Consider the following 26,201-nt stretch of genomic DNA (forward strand, 5'->3'; position numbering starts at 1 on the left):
TTTATTAATCTAAAAAAGATTTTCTTTTCTTATTAAACTGTACCGCTGCTTCGTGTATTTCTTTATGTTTAGCAGTTTGATTTTCTGCATGATCTACCGCATCAGAGATTGTTAAATAATAATAGGTGGCACCTAATCTATCCGTAAAACCAGATCGTTTCAGAAAGTCTCGAACAGGACCTATTGTACCTACCATTAACAATTGGATTCCGATATCATCAAGATACTGCTGGATATCACCTAATACATGTAGACCTGTACTATCTATATCATGCATATTCGTATTATCAAGGATTAGGAATTCTGGTAATGGTTTTCGATCGGAGATATAACTCAGAATAGTATCTTTAAAATAACTCGAATTACCAAAATACAATTGATTATCAAACCTAATAATCAAATACACTTCTGATTGTTTTGCATTCGGAAATCTATTGATATTTCTGTAGTACTTAGTACCAGGTATATTTACTAATTCAGCAATATGAGGACGAGCACTGTAATACTGAAGAAAAATAAATGACAATATTACTCCAATAAAAATCCCATTTTCTACTCCAAAAATCAATGTTCCAAAAAAAGTGATGATCATTACAATAAAATCTCGTCTTCTAAGTCGAAATAAATATTTTGCTTCACTAAAATTAATCAACCCAAATACAGAAACCAATATAATTGCAGCTAAAACTGCTTTTGGGATATAATAAAAAAACGTCGTAAGAAACAGTAAAGAAAACAGTACCATTAGTGCAGCTATGATAGATGACACCGTAGTCTTTGCTCCTGCTTCATCATTAATCGCCGTTCTGCTATAACTTCCCGAAGAAGGTACTGCCTGAAAAAAAGCACCAATAAACTTAGCTATTCCCAAAGCAAATAACTCTTGGTTAGGACGTATGATATGATCCCTATTTTTCATTTCCATAGATTTAGCAATCCCAATACTTCCAACATATCCAATAAAAGTAACAGTCAATACAGACGGGATAAGTGTAAGCATTGTATTGTAATCCATGTTTGGAATACTAAAAGAAGGAAGTCCGCTAGGTACATCTTTAATTATTGCCAACCCTTTTGCATTTAGATCAAAAATGTAGGCTATAAAAGTTGTAACAACAAGAACCGTAAGCGCACCTGGAAAAGATCGTTTCCATCTTTTAAGTAAATTAATAATTATAATAGAACTAATACAAATCCCTAGTGTAATCCAATTTACTTCAGAAAAATGGCTAATAGCATACCAAATTGTTTGATGCGTATACTTAAAATCAGGAATAGAAAAACCTAATCCTTGACTCAATTGAGAAATAATAATAATTATCGCTGCAGCAGAGATAAACCCCGAAATTACTGGTTGAGAAATAAGATTTACCAAAAACCCCATACGTAGTACACTCATAATAACCTGTAATACACCAATTAAGAGGCCTGTAAACACAACTAGTTCTACAAACTTTTCTGTAAATGGATCTGCGAGTTGACTTACTCCGCTCATTACCAAAATTGCAGTAACAGCTACCGGGCCAATACTTAACTGTCTCGATGTCCCAAAAAAAGCATAAAGTAATAAAGGGACCAGACATGCATATAATCCATAAATTGGAGGCACCCCCATAAGTAATGCGTAAGCAATCGCTTGTGGTATAAGAATAACTCCTACAGTAATACCGGCAATGATATCCGCTTTAAAAAAAGAGCTATCATACTTCTTATCCTTAAAAATCTGAAGAAACGGGATTATTTTATATAATTTTTTGACGTTACCGAAGGTTTTTGATTTATTAGGTAAATCTACAATAGTTTAAGAAGTTATACCAAAAGAATTTATAATTCATCTGTTCAAAATTTAATTCATCTTATTTAGGTAGAAATAATTTATTATAACCAGGCTCGTTCTGTAGATTTACTTATTTTTAACCCCTAACATAGTTTATTTTCTCTTGACACTTTTTAAAAAACTCTATGAACGAAACATTACTTCTTTTCATTTTAGCAATTATTGGATTCATAGCAGGAGTAATTAATACTATAGCTGGTGGTGGTTCTTTACTTACTCTACCTATGCTAATTTTTATGGGGCTCCCTCCTGCTGTTGCAAATGGTACAAATCGTATAGGAGTCTTTATTCAATCCATCTCTTCGATTGCTGGTTTTAGGAGTAAAGGAATCAAGCCAGGTTCTTTCGGAATCTATTTAGGAATATCTGCTCTTGTTGGATCATTGATTGGAGCCCAGGTTGCAATTGACATCAAAGGGGATACATTTAATAAAATCCTTGCTATTGTGATGGTTATCGTAGTCCTTTTTATGGTTTTTAAACCTAAAGTAAACCTTCAAAATGTAATAGAAAGAACACATGGCAAACATCTTTGGATATCCATTCTCGCTTTTTTCTTTATTGGAGTCTACGGTGGGTTTATTCAAGCTGGTGTAGGGATATTTATCTTATTAGCACTAACCTCTATAAATTACCTAAACCTTGTTACATCAAATGCTGTTAAAGTATTGGTAGTTTTTATTTACACTATTGGAGCATTAGTCATTTTTGCATATAACAATCAGGTCGATTACCTCTATGGGCTTATTCTTGCTATAGGAAATGCTACAGGAGGATGGATTGCAAGCAGATGGTCTGTTAAGAAAGGAGATGGTTTAGTTAAAGTGTTTCTAATTATCATGGTTATTGCTATGGCAATTAAGTTATGGTTGGATAGCTAAGGAATCAATATCATACTTATCCCGCTCTATGTTTCATACTATGGCGTATAAAACAATCAATCCTCTTATACTCTTAGGATTATATCATCTATTTTACATATCTCATCCATTATTCTTATCTTTTCAATCTAATAAACACAAAAATCACCACCACATGAAACTTTCCCCCGTATTCATCACCTTGGTATGTCTTGTTTTAATGAATTGTAAATCGCATAAAAATGAAGACACTGAAGAAAGTAATGAAACTATTACTAAAACCGCTAAAGAAATACCGAAAAAACCAGTCAGTGATATCATTATCGACCCAATAACTCATGCCACAACCATCTTAGAATGGAATGGAAAAACAATATACATTGATCCAGCAGGAGGTGCTAAAGCTTTTAAAAATAAGAAACTTGCAGACTTGGTACTCATAACAGACATTCATAGTGATCATATGGATATTGAAACTTTGGATAGTCTGGATTTATCAAAAGCAGAAATTATTGCTCCTCAGGCTGTTGCCGAAAAACTTCCTGCAAAATATACCGATCACCTGATTATTCTTAATAATGGAGAAATAAAAGAGGTACAAGGCATATCTATTGAGGCAGTCCCTATGTACAACCTAAGAGAAGAAGCTCTAAAATACCATGATAAAGGTAGAGGCAATGGTTATATAATCACTTTAGGAAAAAAACGACTTTATTTTTCGGGAGATACAGAAGACATTCCCGAGATGAGAGCATTGCAATATATAGATATGGCATTTATATGTATGAATTTACCGTATACTATGACAGTAGAAAGCGCAGCCAGTGCAGTTTTAGACTTTAAACCTAAGCAAGTATACCCATATCATTATCGAGGAACTGAAGGATTAAGTGATGTCGCAAAATTTAAAGAACTGGTATCAAGAAATCCAGATATAGAAGTAGTGCAATTAGACTGGTATCCCGACAATACCAAATAGCCCTTTAGCACCCTTTTACTATCTAATATTATAAAGGTCTGCATTTATAGCAGACCTTTATAATTATGTTTATATGATTACAAAAAATCATTATATCATTATATTTTTTTTACTCTAACTGCATTCATTCCTTTCTGACCACGCTCAAGCTCAAAAGATACTTTATCATTTTCTTTTACCTCTTGCATCAATCCATTCACATGCACAAAATATCGCTCCTGAGTTTCTTCGTCATTAATAAAACCATATCCCTTAGAATCATTAAAGAATGCAACTTTCCCCTTTCTTACCGGGTCAAATTCTTCTTTTTCTCTTTTAGGAACTCCAATTTCAATATTTTCCGCTTTGATTTTTTTCTTTTTGGTCGGATCTGGAGGAGTATCGGTAGTATACCCATTCTCATCAACATAGGCAATCATACTATCCAACCCATTACCTTTGTTAGAATTAGCTCTACGTTCCTCTTTCTTTTTCTGCTTTTCTTCTCTCTTTTTTAATTTCTTCTTTTCTTTTTCAATTTTACTAAAAGTCTGTTGTGATTTTGCCATTCGCTATTTTTACTATTTTTTTTATTAAACCTATTTTTAACCTAAAATATAAGAGGTTGTCATTGAAATACTAAACGAATGATTGGAAAATAGCAATTTCTAAGATTGATTTACCGAATAATTTACCCAGTGGTTGCAATAACATATACATCTGATATATAGATATCAATGTATTGAGATTTTTACAAAGATAAGTTTTCATTTTTAATTTCAGAAAAGTATTTACCTGATTCATGGTTATATATATAATTTAAGCTTTGATAAAACTAAATTCGTAAATTCGAAAGCTCATTTTTTTTACTTCTAAAACATTAATTTCTATAATTTTTTGAATGGAAAACTGTACTGATAAACAACATCATAAACATTTTGCTATTTATAAACCATATGGCTATTTAAGTCAGTTTATTAATAATGGGCAAAAACAAAATTCAAAAAAACTATTAGGAGAGTTATATGATTTTCCTGAAGGAACAATGGCTATAGGACGACTGGATGAAAAATCAGAAGGATTATTATTACTTACCACAGACGGAAAAATGAGTAATCATATTTGTAGTAGTGGAAACGTAGAAAAAGAATACTATGCCCAGGTAAATGGTGATATCTCTATGGATGCTATTGAATTGTTAAAAAAAGGAGTAGAAATTGGTTTTGAAGGAAAAAAATACACCACTACACCTTGTAAAGCTTCAAAACTAAATGCTATTCCTAAATTTCCAGAAAGGTCTAAAAAAATACGTGATGATCGGCATGGCCCTACTAGCTGGGTCTCTATTACACTAAAAGAAGGAAAATTTCGTCAAGTACGAAAAATGACATCGGCTGTTGGCTTTCCCACATTGCGGCTGGTAAGAATACGAGTTGGAGGTACTTATTTAGACGAAATGAAAGCCGGAGAAGTTAGAGAACTACATACTTTATAATCATATAAAGCGTACTCTGCCATCACTATTTTTAGTTATTTTGAACCAAATATTCTGATTTTTCCTATAACACAATCTTATCTCTTCTTTATCCCAAGTAAAAGCAAAACATCTACAAGAATGATATTCTAAAAAGCACACGTAAACAAGATTATGATAGAATTATTTTTTTTAAGATTAAATACTATAGATTAATATTCTAATTTATATACATTATTTAGAATATTAATTGTTCATATGTAATTTTGAGCAAATTATTATGCTTATCATGAAATTACACACCACAGAACAACAACAGCTTGAAGAATTATATTCTAACATCAAAAATACAACTCAGAATTTTTTGGGATACCCCGTTTCAAAAGATTTTGATTATTCAGAATTAATGCCATTTCTTCAATTTCCATTAAACAATTTAGGAGATCCGTTTAGTGAATCAACATATCGCGTAGATTCAAGAGCTATGGAACGTGAAGTTGTAAATTTCTTTGCTGGATTATTTAGAGCTCAAGAAAATGATATCTGGGGATATGTAACCAACGGTGGCTCTGAAGGAAACTTATACGGTCTCTATTTAGCAAGAGAGCTATATCCAAAAGGAATGGTCTATTTTTCTGAAGCTACACATTATAGCATCCAAAAAAATGTAACCCTACTAAATATCAATTATGTAATTGTAAAGTCACTCCCAAACGGTGAGATGGATTATAACGATTTAAAAGAAGCTATTGGCTACAACAGACATAGACCAGCAATAGTAGTTGCAAATATTGGTACTACAATGACAGAAGCTAAAGACAATACCAAAAAAATTAAAGGGATTTTGGAAGATATGGCTATAGAGAAGCATTACATTCATGCAGATGCAGCCCTAGCGGGAGGTTTTGCTCCGTTTGTTACTCCGAGACCTCAATTTGATTTTGAAGATGGTATCGATAGCATCTCAATTAGCGGACATAAATTTATTGGATCTCCCATGCCATCGGGGGTCGTTATTGTAAAAAAAGATAATAGAGATCGAATTGCGAGAAGAATTGCATATATAGGTAGTTCTGATGCTACTATAACCGGATCAAGAAATGGCCATACTCCTCTATTTTTATGGTATGCTATAAAAAAATTAGGAATCGAAGGATTCAAAAAACGCACAGAACATAGTTTAGCCGTTGCTTCTTATACAGAAAATAAGCTGAAAAAACTTGGAATTGAAGCTTGGAGAAATCCCAATGCCATTACCATAATTTTCCCTGCTCCCAACTCAGAAATTATAAACAAGTGGCAATTGGCCACAGAAAAAGAGCAATCTCATATTATATGTATGCCTAATGTGTCATATGAGCAAATTGATAACTTTATAGCAGATATGGAATTGGAAATGTGTCCCACATAAGATATAAAATTATAACATCATACTTATAATGAAATGATTTATCATTGCAAGTACCACCGTCTTATGCGGTGGTATTCTGTTTTTATATTATTTTTGCGCCAGCTAAAAAAACAACTGTGTTTTAGAATTATCAATAAATCCAATATAAAAACCCACCTTCTACCGTAGTTTGCTATTACTTGATCGGTGTTCTTAAAATTTTTCTTTGATTATAATAACTAACATATACTAGCAAAATAGGTAAAATGATGTATACATTATGAATAGATTACAGCATATAGAAAATGAACTTTTTGATTTAAGAGTACAATTACAAAATCATAAGCTCTATAAAAATTTAGATCATATTAATGACATAAAGATATTTATGGAAAACCATGTTTTTGCGGTTTGGGATTTCATGTCTTTATTAAAAGCAATACAGGTAAAATTAACCAATATAGCTACCCCATGGACTCCAAGAAAAAACCCTGTATTATCACGATTTATAAATGAAATAGTGCATGCAGAAGAAAGTGACATTAACGAGTTAGGAGAACCAAAAAGTCATTTTGAAATGTATTTAGATGCCATGAAACAGGTTAAAGCTAATACATCCAAAATTGATTTATTAATTGATTTAATTGAATCCGGAAATGATATTAATGATGCATTAAGTCAGTTACATATTGATCAGCATGTAATAGATTTTGTTAAGTTCTCTTTCGAAATTATAGAAACCGGAGAATCGCATCGTATTGCTTCTGCATTCACTTTTGGTCGAGAGGATGTAATTCCTGATATGTTTATTGAAATATTAAAAAAATCCGATTCAGAAAACAAACTATATAACAAACTAACGTATTACTTAGAAAGACATATAGAACTTGATGGAGATGAGCATGGCCCCCTTTCATTAGAAATGATTTCTGAATTATGTGGAAATGATTCAAAAAAATGGGAAGATGTCTTACAAGTAGCCAAAAGATCTTTAATCCAAAGAATTAAATTATGGGATTGTATTTCTGATTCAATCGAAAAGGAAAAGCCTACATACAGTATCTAAAACAATAAAAACAAAAGCCTTATATCCTGCTATAAGGCTTTTGTTTTTCTATAACAATGATATCAAAAAGAATCATTTTTCATGATATAGAAATACATTACTCATTTAATAACCGTTGAAATTCTTCAAGATAAAGGCCAATATGATATCCGTCCATAAGTCCATGATGTACATTAATAGCAATAGGTAAACTTAATCTACCCTTTTCTTTGGTATATCTTCCAAAAGAAATTTTAGGAATACTATCCTTAAACTGAAAATGTCTGGCATGTGTAAGCCCGGTAAAATTATACCAGGGAATAGACGAATAATGAATAGTATCTATACGTTTGGCATTATCTGTATATCGTAATCCCGTACTTTTTTTAACAGCCTCAATTTCTTGCTGCGCTTTATTACAAAATGTTTCAAAATCAGTATCATACTCCATAAATGAAAATCCAAATGTATGATCTTCTCTACCTATCGTCGGGGATGCATGAATTTTATCATATACAAACACTTGATTATCCTCTATACGATATCTAAATGCTTCAATAGCATTAGCTGCATGAAGGGACTTGTAGAGATAAAACAAAAAATAAGGATATCCCAAATCTTCTATCTTTTGGTACCCAATTGTAAAATCTACAGTTGTTGTTATCCCAAAAAATGGTTCGTCAAAACTACCAAAAAAGTCAAAATGTTCTTTTCTGTTCCAGGCAGTAAGATCTAATTTTGTTTTCATTTTTATAATATTTGCAATAGCTCGCTAGCCTTTGCAAAACTTCTAAAATTTGGGTGATCTATCTTATCATTAACCATTTCATGTACCCAGGTAGTATGAAACGGAATATGAAATGCATGCGCTCCAATATTCAAAACTGGCAGGACATCAGATTTTAAGGAGTTACCTACCATTAAAAATTCATCTTCAGTGATATCCAAATGCTTTACCAGTTTTTTATATTGTTTTTCTGTTTTATCTGAAACAATTTCAATATGATGGAAATAATTTTCCAGTCCAGATTTAATGAGTTTTCGCTCCTGATCTAACAAATCGCCTTTAGTTGCCATTACAAGACGGTATTTCTTAGATAATTGATGCAATGTCTGATCAATTCCATCAATCAATTCTATGGGCTCCTGAAGCATTTCTTTTCCTTTTTCTATCAGTTTTTGCACCAAATCTATCGTCATATTTCCATTAGAGATTTTGATAGCAGCTTCTATTAACGAAAGCGTAAAAGGTTTGATCCCATAGCCATACAATGGCAGGTTTTGCATTTCGACATCAAAAAGTAATTTATTCGCCTCTTCTTTGGATAAATACTCCTCTAGTAAAGTACAAAGCTCATCCTCTGCTTTTCTAAAAAAAGTTTCATTTACCCAGAGCGTATCATCTGCATCAAAAGCAATTACTTTAATCTTTTTTAAAGGCATTTTATCTTACCAATTTTTTATACTTAATACGTTTTGGCATTAAATCACCACCTAAACGTTTCTTTTTATTCTCTTCATAATCAGAGAAACTTCCTTCGAAGAAATATACTTGCGAATCTCCTTCAAAAGCCAAAATATGAGTACAAACCCTATCCAAAAACCAACGGTCGTGAGAAATTACTACAGCACATCCGGCAAAGTTTTCTAATCCTTCTTCCAGCGCTCGTAACGTATTGACATCAAGATCATTAGTTGGCTCATCTAAAAGTAATACATTACCCTCTTCTTTTAAGGTCATTGCCAAGTGTAATCGGTTACGTTCACCTCCAGAAAGAGCAGATACCATTTTGTTTTGTTCGCTTCCGCTAAAATTAAAACGACTCAAATACGCTCTGGAATTTACTTGCCTTCCTCCCATCGTGACCAATTCCTGTTCATCACTGAAATTTTGCCAAATAGTTTTGTCAGGATCGATATTACTATGACTTTGATCTACATAAGCGATCTTAGCAGTATCCCCGACAGCAAAGCTACCTTTATCTGGTTGCTCCTCTCCCATTATCATTTTAAATATAGTAGTTTTACCAGCTCCGTTTGGACCAATAATACCAACAATACCTGCCTGAGGAAGATTAAAATTTAAATCTTCATACAACAACTTATCATCAAAAGCCTTACTTACTCCTGTAGCTTCGATTACATTAGTTCCTAATCTAGGACCGTTAGGGATATAAATTTCAAGCTTTTCGTCCACTTGTTTTTGATCCTGACTAAGCAGTTTATCATAGTTACTTAAACGTGCTTTTTGTTTTGCCTGACGACCTTTAGGAGCCATACGAACCCATTCTAACTCTCGCTCTAAGGTTTTTTGACGTTTAGAAGCTTGTTTTTGTTCTTGTGCAAGTCGTTTCGATTTTTGATCTAACCATGAAGAATAATTTCCTTTCCAAGGAATACCTTCTCCTCTATCAAGTTCTAATATCCATCCTGCAGCATTATCCAAAAAGTATCTATCGTGAGTTACGGCAATTACAGTACCTTTATATTGTTGTAAGTGATGTTCTAACCAATGTACTGATTCTGCATCTAAGTGGTTAGTAGGTTCATCTAATAATAAAACATCTGGTTCTTGTAATAAAAGACGACAAAGAGCCACCCTTCTACGTTCACCACCGGACAGTACTCCAATTTTCTTATCAGATTCTGGAGTACGAAGTGCATCCATAGCTATTTCCAGCTTGGTATCCAGCTCCCATGCATTACTGGCATCAATCTGATCCTGCAGGTTAGCTTGTTTATCCATAAGCTCCTGCATTTTATCGGGATTCTCATAGACCTCTGGTAAACCAAACATATCATTGATCTTATTATACTCATCTAGAATAGCGACAGTATCTGCCACACCTTCTTTTACTACTTCTAGTACAGTTTTTTCAGGATCCAGTTTTGGTTCTTGTTCTAACAAACCAACTGTATATCCAGGAGCAAATACAACATCACCCTGATAGTTTTTATCTATTCCTGCTATAATCTTAAGTAAAGTAGATTTTCCAGAACCATTAAGTCCCAGGATACCTATTTTAGCTCCATAAAAAAAGCTGAGATATATGTTTTTGAGAACCGGAGTATTTGCACTTTTGTACGTTTTACTCACTCCGGACATCGAAAAAATTACTTTTTTATCGTCTGACATAAGCCCTTAATTGTTATTTTTGATTGTATAGTTATAAGAGTTAAACTCTCCCTTTTAATGCATTAAAAACCCAGGCAATTGCAAAAAAACCAACACCAACAGCTGCAAAACCATATCCTGATACATCTCTATATCTAAAAGCTCCTAGTGCAATAAGTGCCAACCCAACTAATATCATTATAAAAGTTGCCCAAGCCAACACTGTATTTTTATTCATTCCCATAAATTATATTTTTAGTTTAGTACAATTACTTATGTTTTTACATATAAGCAAATGCAAATATCGGTATTTTATCGTCAAAACATAGGTTTTTATAGAGTTGTTAAGACAAAAAAATAGTTTACCTATTATCTTACAGTAAATTAAGAAATTACTTTTAGTAAAAACAGATTTTTAAGAGTAAATTATCTACTTTAAAATGTTATTATCAAATAAATAATTTGAATATAATTAACCAAAGATGATACTTCAGGCCTAAACAAACATTGTCATCGAATTATGTAATCAATATCAAATCAAATCACAAAATAATACAACTTCAATAATAGTTTTTAGCGTTCTTATCTTATCAAAAAAATATTAAATCACTAAAAAACAACACATTAAATAACTCAAAAATAACATTCTCAAAACAAAATAGAAGCATCGTTTAAATTGACTCCCTATCATTCATAAAACCTACGTTTTTTGTATTTTCGTGCAAACAATACACACAATACACACAATGGATATAAACTTCAACAAAAACGAAGATCACAATAAACTTTTAGTATCAGACTTACGACAGCGACTGGCCAAAGTAAAATTGGGGGGAGGCGAAAAACGTATAGAAAAGCTTCATTCTAAAGGTAAAATGACTGCAAGAGAAAGAATCGATTATTTATTGGATACAGACTCTAAATCTATAGAAATTGGTGCTTTTGCAGGAGAAGATATGTATCATGAGCATGGAGGATGCCCTAGTGGTGGCGTAGTTGTTAAGATTGGGTATGTAAGTGGAAAACAATGTATTGTTGTCGCAAATGATGCAACAGTAAAAGCTGGTGCCTGGTTTCCTATTACAGGGAAGAAAAACTTAAGAGCTCAAGAGTTATCTATTGAAAACAAATTACCAATCATCTATCTTGTAGATAGCGCAGGAGTATATTTACCAATGCAGGATGAGATCTTTCCCGACAAAGAGCATTTTGGGAGAATATTTCGTAATAATGCAGTAATGAGCAGTATGGGCATTGTCCAAATTTCTGCTGTTATGGGAAGTTGTGTTGCTGGAGGTGCATATCTACCTATCATGAGTGACGAAGCCTTGATTGTAGACAAAACAGGTAGTATATTCCTTGCTGGAAGTTATTTGGTAAAGGCTGCTATAGGAGAAAGTATTGATAATGAAACTCTAGGTGGTGCTACCACTCATTGCGAAATCTCTGGAGTAACCGATTATAAATCTAAAGATGATGCAGATGCCCTAAATACTATTAAAAATATAATGTCAAAAATTGGGGATTTTGAAAAAGCTGGTTTTAATCGTAGCAAACCTGTTTCTCCAAAAGAAAATCAGGATGATATCTATGGTATCTTACCAAAAGCCAGAAATGAACAGTATGACATGATTGAGATCATCAATCGATTGGTTGATGATTCTGATTTTGAAGAATATAAAGCCGGATATGGACAAACTATTCTTACTGGATATGCTCGAATTGATGGCTGGGCAGTAGGTATTGTAGCAAATCAGCGCAAAATTGTAAAGACCAAGAAAGGAGAAATGCAGTTTGGAGGTGTTATTTATTCTGATTCGGCAGACAAAGCAACACGATTTATTGCCAATTGTAATCAAAAGAAAATACCATTGGTATTTCTACAGGATGTAACTGGGTTTATGGTTGGTAGCAAAAGTGAGCATGGAGGTATTATTAAGGATGGTGCAAAAATGGTAAATGCTGTGAGTAATAGTGTAGTGCCTAAATTCACTATAGTAGTTGGTAATTCTTATGGTGCAGGTAATTATGCGATGTGTGGCAAGGCATATGATCCAAGGTTAATTGCGGCATGGCCAAGTGCCGAATTAGCAGTAATGGGAGGTGCGCAGGCAGCAAAAGTATTATTGCAGATTGAAACTGCTTCTTTAAAAAAGAAAGGCGAGAAAATATCTGAAGAAGAAGAAAAAGCAATGTTCAATAAAATCAAAGCCAGATATGATAAACAGACTTCTCCATATTATGCCGCAGCTCGAATCTGGACAGATGCTATTATAGATCCGTTAGATACCAGAAAATGGATTTCTATGGGTATAGAAGCTGCAGACCATGCTCCTATCGATAAAAAATTTAATTTAGGAGTAATCCAGGTATAAAACAATATATCCAAGAACAGCGAAGTCTTAAAGCTTCAAAATCAAATAAAACATCCTTTTATTAATCCCATACATAAATATGGCTATTAAGGATGTTTTTTCTTTTTCGTATCATTCTTTCTGGCTTACATACTATAATTAGCATTCCTGAACATTTTTGGTTACATTCATCATTCGTTAGTATATCCTAAAAGAGTTTAAAAACAAAAATAGGAGTACACTAAATTAGTTTTTTCATCTTTTCAAATCTTTAATTATGAAAATAACAAAATACAAAATAGTGTATATAGTTTTGGCTTTCTGTTTTATATTACTGTTGAGTTGTCAGACTACCAAAAAGGTAACTTTTGAAACTCCTGTAGACACTACTTCAAAAAAAATCAATTACCAGGTTAAGCAAACTTATACATTAAAGGATATTAACGTATATGCCAGTAATGAATTTAACGGGGCTCGTCTTAATGGATTTAGACAAATAAACGATAGTACCGCTGCCGTAATTATAAGCCCAGAGAATACTCCTATTAATGAAAGCGCTTATTATGCTTTTAAAGCATGGACAGATACACCTAAACCTTTTTATTTTCAATTTCAATATACAGAAGGACATAAACACAGGTATTTTCCTCAGTTAAAAATAAATGATCAATGGAGAAGTATCGACTCGACCGATGTATATAAAACAGGAGAAAGTACTACAATTAAAATAAAATTAGATAAAACTCCTCTATTAATAGCTGCGCAAGAGATACAATCATCTGATGATGTTAAAAACTGGTATACAGAACTAATCAAGCAAAAGGAAAGTTATGCAAATCTCAGCATTTTTGGAACTTCAAAATTAGGTCGAAACTTACCTGTTTTGGATATTTATAAAGGTAAACCAGAAAACAGAGATCTTATTGTTTTATTAACCCGTCAGCATCCACCAGAAGTTACAGGTTATTTTGCTTTTCAGCACTTTGTACAAACGATATTAAATAACTCTGAGCTTTCAAATAAATTTTTAAACAGATACCGAGTATTGGCGTTTCCAATTATGAACCCTGATGGCGTAGATCTGGGGCATTGGAGACATAATGCCGGTGGTGTTGATACTAATCGAGATTGGTCTTCATACCGACAGCCTGAGATTAGGCAAACTGTACAATTTATTACTGAAACATTAAAAAGATATAATTCTAAACTAATTTTGGGCTTAGATTTTCATTCTACATGGTATGATATATTTTACACAAATCAAATACGAAAAGGCACTACGCTCCCCTATTTTATAGAAGATTGGTTTACCGCATTAGAAAGTAATATCTCTGACTATACAGTAAATGAGAAGCCGGGAAATAGTAAAAAACCAGTTTCTAAAGGATGGTTTCTATATGGACATAATGCTACAGGAGTAACTTATGAAATAGGCGATGATACCCCTAGAGATAAAATAAAAATGATCGGCACTGTTACCGCAGAACAAATGATGAAAATCTTGGTAGGTAAATGATTATAAAACCTTTTAACTATTAATTTCTCTTAGGTATAGTAATCAATTCTGTTTGTCTCTTATTTACATATTTAAAACCCGAAGCTCCCCAAAAACCAGCTTCTTCGAGCATAATTCGGATATCTTTTTTCCATTCTGGAAGTGTTACTGTAGTATTTAATTCAATAGCATACACTGTATTTTCATACAAGGGATAATCTCCTGTTCCTGGGACTCCACCTTGTGCATCCCACATTCCTATTGTTGGACCTGCAGAGTGACCATATAATCCCAATGGATGTGTATATATTGAAGGATTAAGTCCTTCTGCTTTCCCTTGTTCAAGAGATTTCAATAGGATCTCATTTCCGGTTTTACCGGTCTCAAAATTGGAAGTAAAAATATCCTGTACTTTATTTCCATCAGCAAAAGCTTTTGTTAAAAACTCAGGAGGTGATGTTTCTTCATTTTTTAGAATATAAGCATGCTGCTGGCAATCCGTATTTAAACGCAAATAGGTAATTCCAAAATCACAATGAATCAAATCTCCTGGTCGAATTACTTTATCTTTTGGTCGATTAGAAAAGGAAACAATATGATTTTGTAGTACTTCTCCAGAGCGTTGAATATCTACGGTAGGGTGAAACCAGGTTTTTAATCCCATATCGGTTACTTTTTGTCTTAACCACCATACAACATCGTCTGTAGTAGTGGTTCCTGGCTGTATAACAGATGTGCTAAATGCTTCTTCTATAATAGCATGAGTAATCTTTACCAACTCTTTATATATTTCTATTTCCTGTTTGGTACGTGTTTCTACCCATGCTATTGATAATTTCTCGGCCGAAGAAACTCTTGATTTATATTCTTCTGGTAGCACATTCATAAACTCATCATAATCTGTCTTCACAACACCATCCAGAATTCCAAAATCCTTAGAATAATTAATCCCAATTTTTTTAGGATCTCTTTTTGAAATAATATCCACTAGTGCTTTCCATTGATCTGGTTGTTTATCTTTATCCCACGCAGAATCAATATTTTTTCCCACATTATAACGGGCTACTGCCATTTTTTCTATTGTATTCTGGGTTTTATCTCTATAAAAAACCAAAATGGTTCTTCTTCTGGCGTTTAACCAGGTTGAAGGTAGCATTGTTTTAAGCACTGGATCCTCATTGTATTCTCTTGAAATCAAAATCCACATATCAAACTCTGTACGATCCATTAGTTGAGGTAAAAGATTATCGAACCGATCTTTTAGAACCATATCAATAGCTGCGGCTCTTTCTCTTTCTTTAAGGATTTGAGATTGAATTGTTGTACTTAGAAAAAGTAAAATTATAATAACGAGGTTTTTCATTGTATGAGTAGTGTGAGGCAATTAAATGTATAATTGAAATAAAAATATTACAAAAAAAAGACACCCACAAAACAATGCAGGTGTCTCTTTATAACTTTAACAATACCTTTTGACTATTTTACAGTCCCTGATAACTATTCATAAGCCTAATAAACTCTGCTTTATATCCCTGATTATCTTTTTCTTTATTCGTTTCAGCTAAAGCAATTATATCTTTAACATTTTGGTTGTCAATATATTTTGAACCTCTCATTTTCATTCCAAACCAAGCTACTGAAGCTGCAAAATTAAAATCTTTTGATGTAGAAGTTTTGGTATCTGTATGTAAAACATGAATCATTTCAATACTCTTTTTCTCTTGTGGTTTTTTATATCTAAACTTAACGGTTAATAATTCATCTCCATACTCTTTATTAGTCGCCGAACTGGTGTATTTTAGATCAGCAATCTCTTTTACATACTTACTTTTTACTCCTACAGGGATTACCTCATACAAGGCAGTCACTGTATGACCGCTTCCTAGTTCTCCTGCATCTTTGGTATCATCTATAAAATCTTCGTCTGCCAAAAGTCTGTTTTCATATCCTATGAGTCGATATGCTTGCACTTTACCTGGATTAAATTCAACCTGAATTTTTACATCTTTGGCTATTGTATATAACGTACCTCCGAATTCTTTTCCCAATACTCTTTGTGCTTCTTGCATGGTATCAATATATGCATGATTACCATTACCTGTATCTGCCAAAGTTTCTAACTTACTATCTTTATAATTTCCCATCCCAAATCCCAAACATGTTAGAAACACATCAGATTTACGTTTTTCTTCGATCAATTTTTTCATGTCTTTATCACTACTAATTCCAACATTAAAATCACCATCAGTTGCCAGGATAACTCTATTATTTCCATTTTTTATAAAGTTCTCTTTAGCTATTTTATACGCCAACCTTATTCCTTCTCCTCCTGCCGTTGATCCTCCTGCTTCCAGGTTTTGCAATGCTTGATTAATTTCATGCTTATTAGCGCCAGATGTTGGTTTTAGCACCATTCCTGCTGCACCGGCATATACTACAATAGAAACTTTGTCTTTTTCTCGTAATTGATTAACCAAAAGTTTAAAAGCCTTCTTAAGTAGTGGCAACTTGTTACTGTTACTCATTGATCCCGATACATCAATCAAGAACACAAGATTCGACGCAGGAATTTCATGCTGAGGAATTTCTTTTCCTTTTAATCCAATCTTAACTAATTGCGTCTTAGCATTCCAAGGAGTTGAGGCATATTCGGTATGAATTGCAAAAGGGTGCTTATTTTTCGGTTGTTCATATTGATAATTAAAATAATTGATCATTTCTTCAATTTTAACAGCATCAGCAGGAACTTTAACTCCGGTATTAATCATTCTTCGAATATTACTATAGGATGCTTTGTCTACATCAATAGAGAAGGTAGAAAGAGGCGCCATCTTAACTCTTTTAAAATCATTCTCAACAATTTCTCTATATGATTCATCATTTTGTACTTTATAATTACCAGAATGCGTCGTAATTAAAATGCATCCATGTTGAGCCTTAGAGCCATAAATAGAGGTTTCGTTTTTATTTTTAAGCACTTCTACTTTTGAGATTTTTGCAGGGTCTATTGCTTTTATCACAGCGATGTCTTTGCTATCAACCGGAACACCATCTACTACATAAAGTGGTTGTTTTGTACCTGAAATCGAATTAGTTCCTCTTACTTTTAATGCATTACCTGTGCTAAAAACTTGTACTCTAGACGGCTTATTCATACGTCTCTGCCTATGTTTTCTCCCTCTCCTTCTTGGTCTATTACTAGATACAGCATAACTCGTTGATTTACTAGCTTTACTCGATCCATATGCTGCAACTACAATCTCTTCTAGCTGTGATGAAGCTGGAATCAATTTAATATCAACAATAGTAGAGGTAGCTGTTACCTTTTCTTCAGTAGTTTCAAATCCTACATATGAAAACATCAAAGTGTCTCCTATAGTCGCTAAAAGGGTATAATTACCATCAAGGTCTGTTTGTGTACCATTAGCACTTCCTTTTATAACAATACTTACTCCTGGTAAAGGTAGATTTTGGCTATCTGTTACTTTTCCTGTAACTTTTATTTCTTGCGCATTTGAAATTCCTGCGGTAAGGAAAACAAACAAAATGTATTGTAATAGTCTCATAGTTGATAATTTTTAATTATAAACTAAAACTATGTATTCTAATAATTGATGACAATCAAGAATGAGTGAAGTAGTCTTTTTATTGAGTAAAAAGGAAATATTGGTTTTTTTATACTTCTAGAAAATATAAAAGGACTTATGATTTAGATTGTATAGCCAACTCTACTGTCTGTTTTCGTTGTATTTTTCCATTTTCTGTTCCTACAAATTGAGGAAGAAAACAAATCTCTTTGGGAATTTCGTATTTGTTTAAGGTATTTAGATTCTGTATCCCTTCTTGCAGTGTTAGATATGCAATCTTATCATATTCACGCTCTATTAGTAAGATCACTTTATCACCAAGTGTATCATCAGGGATACTGGTAATAAAAAAACGATGTCCAATCAATAGCTGTAACTTTGTTTCTATCTCTTCGGGGTATAGCTTCACTCCTCCGCTATTAATTACATTGTCATGACGCCCTTTCCATAAAAACTTTTTATATGTTTTCAATTCTACTACATCATTGGTAATAATCGTTTCTTCATTTAACTGTGGAGCCTTAATAACTAAACAATTTCTATTATCAATACTTAATGTGATATTAGGTAAAGCTTTAAAATAGCGAGTATCTTTTTTCTTGGGATTTATTCTTCTTGCAGCAATATGAGAAACTGTTTCTGTCATACCATAAGTTTCAAATATTTTAGTTTTAAAACCCTGGACCAATTCTTTTAAATTTTCTGAAACGGGACCACCTCCAACTATTAATTTTTTAACTAAATGAAGCCTATTAATAGAGTTATCTAATTGCAAAGGTACCATTGCACAAAAATCATATTGCTTATACACCGTGTCCAATGGATTCGTTTTTGGAGGTACCAGATCTATCTTCCAACCCAATACCATGGCTCTTATGAGCATCATTTTCCCTGCAATATAATTAGCAGGAAGACATAATAGTGCGGTAGTTCCTTCTTCAGATTTAAAAAATTTTCCGGTTGCTATTGCGCTATTGATCATGTGCTGTTTATACACTTTTATTTTTTTCGGTTTTCCCGTAGAACCCGAAGTTTGTACAACAATATGATCTTTTTCATTCAGCCAATCTAACAAAAAACTTCCTGCTTCTTGCTCATACACTTCTCCTTCTTTAATAAAACTATATGCAAAGGATTTCAACCCTTCTCTATCTAAAGAGTTTTTATTGATTGAGAAATTTTGATGTATTTCGGGAATAGAAAATGTACTTGTCGTTTGCATATCCAAATTTCAATTTTCTAACATATTCATAAGTTACCAATATGTAAAGAGTGTGTTATCTTTATGTTAGTTCTTTTGAAGTTGTACTAGGTGTAATACTTCCAAAAAGTTTATCCTTCCACCCTGTCCATTTATATTTCTTAGCTAATATGAATAGATAAATAGGATATAATATAATAACCGGAAGTACAATATCAATACCCGCTGAAGGTTCTGATATATCTAAAAATATTGCATTAGTCTGAAAAGCACTCCAGTCTGTTGTAACCAACATTGCAGCTATTATATTATTTGCTGCGTGAAAACCAAGGGCCAATTCCATACCATCATCCATTAGGGTCATAATACCTAATAGAAGACCAGTCCCTATATAAAAAACCATCATAATATAACCTAGTTTCTCGACTTCTGGATTTAAACCATGAAGTAATCCAAAGGTTACAGAAGTGATGATAAGTGGTAACCATTTATTCTTAGCTAAAACACCTATACCCTGCATTAAATATCCTCTAAACAAATACTCTTCAAAACTGGTTTGTAGCGGTAACAAGAGTAAAGAAATTAGAGCCAAGATTAAAAACGGAATCATTTCAAAATTAAGCTTATAAATTTCTGGTTCTGTATAATAGCTAATCAAAAAAAACACAACATTTATAGATGAAACAAGAAAGAATGTAAACCAAATTCGTTTCCAATCAATCTTTTTTCTTGTTGTAGTCAATTCTTTAATCTTTTGCTTGTGAAGAAATTTAACAGCTATAAATAACCCGAATAATCCAGATATAAAACTTATAATCACTAAGGTTAGAAATAAATTAGAATTCATATCTAATGAGGTGAAGTTAGATTCTGCAGCAACCACCAACGTTTGTAAATCACCAGTATTTATAAATGCCCCTATGAATAAAGGGATAATACCTATAAATTGCCAAAAAATAAAAATGATTACTAATCCGACTAAATATCTCCACCAATCATGTTTTATTTTAAGTGCTTGTGCTATATACATATAATCTTAATTTAAATAATTTACGTTCCAGTTTTTGTTATTATAATATCCCAAAGTTCCTTGACTAACAACCAATGGTGAATCAAAGTTATTCGTATACAGTCCCCCTGTTCCCAGACCTTGTGGCATTTTACTATTTAAGGTATATGTATACTGCGCAATAGCATTTAACCCTATGTTGCTCTCTAGTGCGCTGGTAATCCACCACCCTATCCCAAAAGATTCTGCAATATCAATCCATTCTTTGGTTCCTTTAAAACCTCCTACCAAACTTGGTTTAAGAATAATATATTGTGGTTGTATAGTTTGTAGTAATTTTTTCTTTTCTGTTACATCAAAAACACCTATTAATTCTTCATCTAACGCTATAGGTAATTGAGTTTCTTCACATAATCTTGCCATTTCTATATGCTGTCCCTGTCGTATAGGTTGTTCTATACTATGTAAATTATAAACAGAAAGGCGTTTTAATTTATCTAAGGCTTCTTCTGGTTTAAAAGCTCCATTTGCATCTACTCTTAATTCAATACTGTCTGAAGAAAACTGAGATCGTATATAGGACAACAAATTTAGTTCTGTTTCAAAATCAATAGCCCCAATTTTCATTTTTATACAATCAAACCCTTCATCTAATTTAGAAGTGATTTGTTGCCTCATAAATTCTTTATCTCCCATCCAAATGAGTCCATTAATGGGAATACGATCATCGCCATGACTAAATGCTGAAGGGAACAGTAAAAAAGGAGAATCACTTTCTAAAGATCTAAAAGCTATCTCTACTCCAAACTGAATACTTGGAAATTCTACAAGCTCCTCCCAAAGCTTGTCTACTCCTAAATGGATATTCTCACAGGTCCATTTTAGCTTATCTTCATAATCCGGTCGGTCGTCTATACTTAATGTTCTTAAGATGCCGCATTCACCTATCCCTTTTCTTGTTCCATCAGAAATGACAATAAACCAGGTTTCTTTGGTTTTTAGAATTCCTCTCGAAGTGCCGCTTGGTCTTTTAAACTGAAGGATGTGTTTATAATATCTGGCCTCCATTATAATGTGATACTTCCTTCAATATCCAGTAACATAAGGTCTTTATTTTTTTCAAAAAACTTTTGTTTGGCTTCATCATGATCAATTTCAATATACCCAAAAGTATCATAATGCACTCCTAATACTTTATCACATTCTACAAAATCACTTGCTATAATAGCATCCTCTACTCCCATCGTGAAGTTATCCCCTATAGGTAAAACTGCAAGATCTAAAGTATTTCTTAAAGGAATCAGTTTCATGTCCATTGTTAATGCCGTATCTCCTGCAATGTAAATGGTTTTATGTTCTCCTTCAATAACAAATCCACCAGGTTGTCCCCCATAAGTTCCATCTGCAAAACTACTGGTATGGATAGCATTTACATACTTTACTTTTCCAAAGTCAAAATCCCATATCCCTCCATGATTCATAGGATGTACCTCAATCCCTAGATTTTGATAGTATGTAGCAATCTCATAATTAGAAACAATAGTTGCTTTGTTATTTTTTGCGATAGCCTCTGCATCAAGAACATGATCCTGATGAGCATGTGTAAGCAAAATATAATCCGCTTTAATCGAGTTGATATCGATTTTGTCTTTAGATAACGGGTTACCCGAAATAAATGGATCGATAAGGATATTTATTTCTTTAATTTCAATTAATAAAGTGTTATGACCGTAAAAGGTGATTTTCATGTGTGAAAAATTTAAACTTATTATACTATAAATAGATCCCGGGATATAATAGAATATGTACAAGGAGCTACCATAAATTATCTATAATGACAGAGTTCGACTAAATTATAAAATCTGTCCCAGACTAAATAAAATAGACAGTAAAAATGTTGTTAAAGCTATTTTTTTTAACTCAGGATCCAGCAGTTCTGAATTACTGGTATTGGCAACTTTTTTCATATGAATAAGCAAGGGAATATAAGCTATTAAGCACAAAAAGTTCATGGGAGTTTTATATGTAACATATAGATATACTAACATGGATAGCATAGCAATAATTAGTAACGTAAAATGATAAATTCTTGCCCGATTAATTCCTAGTTTTACAACCAATGTGTTTTTACCTGCTTTTTTATCACTCTTATAATCTCTCATATTATTAAGGTTTAATACTGTGGCACTTAATAATCCGATAGTGATGGCGGGTAGAAAAACAAGCATATTAAGTTTTTTTGCAAACAAAAAATAGCATCCAACAACACTAACTAACCCAAAAAAGATAAATACAAAAAGATCTCCCAACCCTCTATATCCATATGCAGAGCTACCCATTGTATATTTGATAGCGGCTACTATAGCAGCAAGTCCCAATATGAAAAAGAATACAGAATAGAAAAAATTTTCTTTCCCAAAAGAAACATAAATTAACGCAACAGCAACTCCTAGTGTAATTAATGCTGTAAGTACTATCCCTCTATACATTTCATTTTTAGAAATGGCTCCACTCTGCAATGCTCTTTGTGGCCCTACTCTATCCTCATTATCAGTTCCTTTTACACCATCGCCATAATCATTAGCAAAATTAGATAGAATTTGCAATCCTAATGTAGTTGCAATAGCCAACCAAAAGATTTCTGAAAAATAAAACTTGGGACAACCAAAACAACAAAAAAAGCCTCCCGATTCATAAGGAGATGCTTCTAAAATCCATGTATGACCCAAAACAGATCCAACGATTATTCCTGAAACTGATAGTGGTAAAGTTCTTAATCTAGCTGCAGAGATCCACGCTTTAAATTTGGTCATTTTTATAATTTTGACTTCAAAGGAACATTATTTTTATAAAAAAATAAAAATTAATTGCATCAATTCTTTACTATTGATGCATAATATTAAGAATATACAAAAAATTCATACTAAGCTTAATTTTTATGAGTTTAGTAACTCATCTTATTCTAATTTTGTAAGACTTTTTATAGCTTAGCATTTTTAAATCCCTAGATACTATGACCAATTCTATAAAAACCATTACTTTTTTGATCTTATGCCTAATGATCGGATGTAAGGGTGAACCAAAGAAAGATGGTATTGATAAATCGAAAATCACTAAACCCGATACTAAAAAAGTAACAGAATCAGGAAAACTACCTTTCATTTGGGAAGGGTCAAATATATATTTTTTATTAACCGACAGGTTTAATAATGGAGATACAACAAACGATAAGGCTTTAAAACGAATCGAAGAAACTGGTAAATTAAGAGGTTTTGAGGGTGGTGATATAAAAGGGATCATTCAAAAAATTGAAGATGGATATTTTAAAGATCTTGGAGTTAATGTCATATGGTTTAGCCCGGTAGTAGAACAGATACATGGAAGCGTAGATGAAGGTACAGGGAATACATATGCGTTTCATGGGTACTGGACAAAAGATTGGACAAAAATTGATCCTAACTTTGGCACTTACAAAGAATTAAAACAATTAGTAGAAACAGCTCATAAAAATGATATCCGAATTCTAATGGATGTTGTAATGAACCATACAGGTCCTGTTACTGAGCAAGATCCTGTCTGGCCAGATAGTTGGGTAAGAACTTCTCCACCATGCACATATAAAGATTATGAAAGCACTATAAATTGTACTCTGGTGAAGAATCTTCCAGATATTAAAACAGAGAATAATGAAAATGTAGAATTACCTGAAACATTAATAAACAAATGGAAAGAAGAAGGTCGATTAGAAATAGAACTCGCAGAAATAGATGTTTTCTTTACTAAAACAAGATTAAAAAGATCTCCCAGGAATTATATTATCAAATGGTTAACTGATTATGTTAGAGAATTAGGAATAGATGGATATCGAGTAGATACGGTAAAACATATTAAAGAAGATGCCTGGAGTGTACTAGCCGAACAAGCTAAACTAGCATTCTTAGAATGGAAATCAAAAAACCCAGACAAAGTACTGGATGCTAATGATTTTTTTATGCTGGGCGAATTATATGGCTATGGAATCGATGGTAAACGATATTATAATTTTGGAGACCGTAAAGTAGATTATTTTGCTCACGGCTTTGATAATATGATTAATTTTCAATTCAAATATGATGCTTATCAACTTGATTACGAAAAATTATTTAGCAAATATAGTAAAGCTTTATATACCAATCTAATTGGTAAAGGGGTAACCAATTATATAAGTTCTCATGATGACGCAGAACCATATGATAATAAAAGAAATAAAACCTATGAATCTGCTACCAAACTGTTATTAACTCCGGGGATATCACAAATATATTATGGCGATGAGACAGCAAGATCTCTAATCATCAAAGAAACTAAAGGAGATGCTACTCTTAGATCTAATATGAATTGGGATGCAATCAACAATAAGAACACCAAAACATTATTAAGACATTGGCAAAAATTAGGAGTCTTTAGAAAAAATCACCCAGCTGTTGGAGCTGGTAAGCACAAAATGATATCCAAAAAACCTTATGTCTTTTCAAGAAAGTATTTTAAAAACGGAATATCAGACAAGGTTGTAATAGCATTAGGTCTTCCTATGGGAGAAAAAATTATTAGAATTAACTCGGTTTTCCCAGAAGGAGCTGTTTTAATCGACAAATACTCAGGAAAAGAAGTTATCATCTCTAATGATTCGGTAGCAATCGATTCTGAATATGAAATTGCTTTATTAGCAATAAAAAAGTAAACTTGAGATAATAAAAGTTCTTTGTAACCCGCTCTCGATGTAAAAGTTTACTTTAAAAGTCATCAAATTTGGTAGTTCTTCATAATAAAATGGAGAAAAATTGTACCAACGCTTCAATAAATTCAGAATCATAAGGCTGCTTCTGATGAAATTTCCCCCATTTTCAGTATAGTTTTCGATCAAAAATCAATCTAAATAACACCAATTCTGTTTCTAATACTCAAAATGAAATATCTCAAAGCTATACCTTCTCAGATCACTGCATCATTACCGAAACTTACAGTAAAAACAGCTCCATATCAGATTAAGTCACTATTTTTTGAAGTTCATAATACCCCATGAAGAACTTACCTCCTTAGGAAAAGGAGGTAAGTGTTGGGGAAAACAAAAAAAGTAAGGGAAAAATTGTAATTGGAATACATGTCAAAGATAAAGAGGTTTGGTGCATATACGGTTACGGTTTTACCTCAAACTTTAGCCGGAATAGTAGTATAGATTGAAGATAATCAATTCAACTTATTGAAAAACAGATATTTAACATTAAAAAACGATGTGTATTAAATTATATTAAATAAAAAAAACAATTATATATGTAAATAAATACTTGTAATTGATTTCTAATAATTGAAGAAAAATTTAAATTTGCAGTCATAAGTAGTTAATCACCTTTATAATATTACCCATTTGGAAAATAAAAAAGCAATCAAATTAATCGATAAAATTCTGGTAGACCTAGATAAAACAGGGATCAACACAGATGCACTAATTGAAGACCTTAAAGAATTAAGGACTTATGCTTTAGAAGAGCAAATACCATTAGTAGTAAAAGTTCTTAGGTTTACTTATGAACATATAGAAGAGAATAATTCTTTTCTAATACCAATTCCGGATGATGAACCTATAGAGGAGGATTCTGAAGTTTCAAATAATGAAGGAGCCAAAGATCCCGTAGAGAGTCTTAAATATTTGGTATCACTTACAAAAAGCCTTAAAAACAGAACGAATATATCAGATCTAAAAGAGTATAGAGATGCTCTTATGGAATATTAAACCGTTGTTCTAAACATATCGTTTCCTATATCAGGTTTCTAAAAGTATAAATGTATAGAAGCGTCATTCTTATATATAAAGATATGGCGCTTCTCTTTTTGATATG

General features: G+C 32.6%; 22 protein-coding genes. 9 read left to right on the forward strand and 13 right to left on the reverse strand.

Annotated features, from left to right (window positions below):
• Positions 1 to 4: 4 nt before the first annotated feature.
• On the reverse strand, positions 5 to 1,741 hold the full coding sequence (locus tag ATE84_RS17200; protein ID WP_369828567.1) for a SulP family inorganic anion transporter: 1,737 nt from the start codon (positions 1,739 to 1,741) through the stop codon (positions 5 to 7).
• A gap of 221 nt (positions 1,742 to 1,962) precedes the next feature.
• Between ATE84_RS17200 and ATE84_RS17205 the strand changes: the two genes are divergently transcribed.
• On the forward strand, positions 1,963 to 2,718 hold the full coding sequence (locus ATE84_RS17205) for a sulfite exporter TauE/SafE family protein (protein WP_101449136.1): 756 nt from the start codon (positions 1,963 to 1,965) through the stop codon (positions 2,716 to 2,718).
• A 154-nt stretch (positions 2,719 to 2,872) separates the two neighbouring features.
• Positions 2,873 to 3,676, forward strand: a complete 804-nt coding sequence (locus ATE84_RS17210; protein ID WP_101449137.1) for an MBL fold metallo-hydrolase — start codon at positions 2,873 to 2,875, stop codon at positions 3,674 to 3,676.
• A gap of 98 nt (positions 3,677 to 3,774) precedes the next feature.
• Here the strand turns inward: ATE84_RS17210 and ATE84_RS17215 are convergent, their stop codons facing one another.
• A complete protein-coding gene (locus ATE84_RS17215; RefSeq protein WP_101449138.1) occupies positions 3,775 to 4,224 on the reverse strand; it encodes a cold-shock protein in 450 nt (149 codons plus the stop codon).
• 332 nt (positions 4,225 to 4,556) lie between these two features.
• Between ATE84_RS17215 and ATE84_RS17220 the strand changes: the two genes are divergently transcribed.
• The 3 genes from ATE84_RS17220 to ATE84_RS17230 all read left to right on the forward strand — a co-directional run bounded on the left by ATE84_RS17220 (position 4,557) and on the right by ATE84_RS17230 (position 7,585).
• Complete coding sequence (locus ATE84_RS17220; protein ID WP_101449139.1) at positions 4,557 to 5,150, forward strand: pseudouridine synthase; 594 nt, start codon at positions 4,557 to 4,559, stop codon at positions 5,148 to 5,150.
• A 268-nt stretch (positions 5,151 to 5,418) separates the two neighbouring features.
• The gene (locus ATE84_RS17225) at positions 5,419 to 6,540 is read left to right on the forward strand and encodes a histidine decarboxylase (protein ID WP_233195835.1); all 1,122 of its coding nucleotides are present in this window, start codon (positions 5,419 to 5,421) and stop codon (positions 6,538 to 6,540) included.
• 259 nt (positions 6,541 to 6,799) lie between these two features.
• Positions 6,800 to 7,585, forward strand: coding sequence for a DUF3050 domain-containing protein (locus ATE84_RS17230; RefSeq protein WP_101449141.1), 786 nt, complete (start codon positions 6,800 to 6,802; stop codon positions 7,583 to 7,585).
• Positions 7,586 to 7,682: 97 nt separating this feature from the next.
• Here ATE84_RS17230 and ATE84_RS17235 read toward each other — a convergent pair whose 3' ends face one another.
• The 4 genes from ATE84_RS17235 to ATE84_RS17250 are packed head-to-tail and all read right to left on the reverse strand — an operon-like array spanning position 7,683 to position 10,923.
• Positions 7,683 to 8,312, reverse strand: a complete 630-nt coding sequence (locus ATE84_RS17235) for a chloramphenicol acetyltransferase (protein WP_101449142.1) — start codon at positions 8,310 to 8,312, stop codon at positions 7,683 to 7,685.
• A 2-nt stretch (positions 8,313 to 8,314) separates the two neighbouring features.
• A complete protein-coding gene (locus ATE84_RS17240) occupies positions 8,315 to 9,007 on the reverse strand; it encodes an HAD family hydrolase (RefSeq protein ID WP_101449143.1) in 693 nt (230 codons plus the stop codon).
• A 1-nt stretch (position 9,008) separates the two neighbouring features.
• Positions 9,009 to 10,700 carry an energy-dependent translational throttle protein EttA gene (ettA, locus tag ATE84_RS17245; protein WP_101449144.1) on the reverse strand — a complete coding sequence of 564 codons (1,692 nt, stop codon included), beginning with the start codon at positions 10,698 to 10,700 and terminating at the stop codon, positions 9,009 to 9,011.
• 40 nt (positions 10,701 to 10,740) lie between these two features.
• The gene (locus ATE84_RS17250; protein ID WP_101449145.1) at positions 10,741 to 10,923 is read right to left on the reverse strand and encodes a CAL67264 family membrane protein; all 183 of its coding nucleotides are present in this window, start codon (positions 10,921 to 10,923) and stop codon (positions 10,741 to 10,743) included.
• A gap of 502 nt (positions 10,924 to 11,425) precedes the next feature.
• Between ATE84_RS17250 and ATE84_RS17255 the strand changes: the two genes are divergently transcribed.
• Both ATE84_RS17255 and ATE84_RS17260 read left to right on the forward strand, forming a co-directional pair.
• The gene (locus tag ATE84_RS17255; protein ID WP_101449146.1) at positions 11,426 to 13,054 is read left to right on the forward strand and encodes an acyl-CoA carboxylase subunit beta; all 1,629 of its coding nucleotides are present in this window, start codon (positions 11,426 to 11,428) and stop codon (positions 13,052 to 13,054) included.
• A gap of 256 nt (positions 13,055 to 13,310) precedes the next feature.
• Positions 13,311 to 14,549, forward strand: a complete 1,239-nt coding sequence (locus ATE84_RS17260; protein WP_101449147.1) for a M14 family metallopeptidase — start codon at positions 13,311 to 13,313, stop codon at positions 14,547 to 14,549.
• 19 nt (positions 14,550 to 14,568) lie between these two features.
• Here the strand turns inward: ATE84_RS17260 and ATE84_RS17265 are convergent, their stop codons facing one another.
• The 7 genes from ATE84_RS17265 to menA all read right to left on the reverse strand — a co-directional run bounded on the left by ATE84_RS17265 (position 14,569) and on the right by menA (position 23,138).
• Positions 14,569 to 15,891, reverse strand: coding sequence for a M24 family metallopeptidase (locus ATE84_RS17265; RefSeq protein WP_101449148.1), 1,323 nt, complete (start codon positions 15,889 to 15,891; stop codon positions 14,569 to 14,571).
• A 118-nt stretch (positions 15,892 to 16,009) separates the two neighbouring features.
• Positions 16,010 to 18,094 carry a VWA domain-containing protein gene (locus ATE84_RS17270; protein WP_101449149.1) on the reverse strand — a complete coding sequence of 695 codons (2,085 nt, stop codon included), beginning with the start codon at positions 18,092 to 18,094 and terminating at the stop codon, positions 16,010 to 16,012.
• 136 nt (positions 18,095 to 18,230) lie between these two features.
• Entirely contained in the window at positions 18,231 to 19,337 is a 1,107-nt protein-coding gene (locus ATE84_RS17275; protein ID WP_101449150.1) for an AMP-binding protein, read from the reverse strand.
• 61 nt (positions 19,338 to 19,398) lie between these two features.
• On the reverse strand, positions 19,399 to 20,346 hold the full coding sequence (locus tag ATE84_RS17280) for a CPBP family intramembrane glutamic endopeptidase (protein WP_101449151.1): 948 nt from the start codon (positions 20,344 to 20,346) through the stop codon (positions 19,399 to 19,401).
• Between the two features lie 6 nt (positions 20,347 to 20,352).
• Positions 20,353 to 21,393 (reverse strand): o-succinylbenzoate synthase, encoded by a 1,041-nt coding sequence (locus tag ATE84_RS17285; RefSeq protein WP_101449152.1) that lies wholly within the window; start codon positions 21,391 to 21,393, stop codon positions 20,353 to 20,355.
• Entirely contained in the window at positions 21,393 to 22,073 is a 681-nt protein-coding gene (locus ATE84_RS17290; RefSeq protein WP_101449153.1) for a metal-dependent hydrolase, read from the reverse strand. The genes ATE84_RS17285 and ATE84_RS17290 overlap by 1 nt, the downstream gene beginning before the upstream one ends.
• A 105-nt stretch (positions 22,074 to 22,178) precedes the next feature.
• A complete protein-coding gene (gene menA, locus ATE84_RS17295) occupies positions 22,179 to 23,138 on the reverse strand; it encodes a 1,4-dihydroxy-2-naphthoate octaprenyltransferase (RefSeq protein WP_101449154.1) in 960 nt (319 codons plus the stop codon).
• 200 nt (positions 23,139 to 23,338) lie between these two features.
• Between menA and ATE84_RS17300 the strand changes: the two genes are divergently transcribed.
• Together ATE84_RS17300 and ATE84_RS17305 are read left to right on the forward strand one after the other, a co-directional pair.
• Positions 23,339 to 25,045, forward strand: a complete 1,707-nt coding sequence (locus tag ATE84_RS17300; RefSeq protein ID WP_233195836.1) for an alpha-amylase family glycosyl hydrolase — start codon at positions 23,339 to 23,341, stop codon at positions 25,043 to 25,045.
• A gap of 684 nt (positions 25,046 to 25,729) precedes the next feature.
• Complete coding sequence (locus ATE84_RS17305) at positions 25,730 to 26,095, forward strand: hypothetical protein (RefSeq protein ID WP_101449155.1); 366 nt, start codon at positions 25,730 to 25,732, stop codon at positions 26,093 to 26,095.
• The last annotated feature ends 106 nt before the right edge of the window (positions 26,096 to 26,201 follow it).

Origin of the sequence: Aquimarina sp. MAR_2010_214 (assembly GCF_002846555.1) — a bacterium.
GTDB lineage: Bacteria > Bacteroidota > Bacteroidia > Flavobacteriales > Flavobacteriaceae > Aquimarina.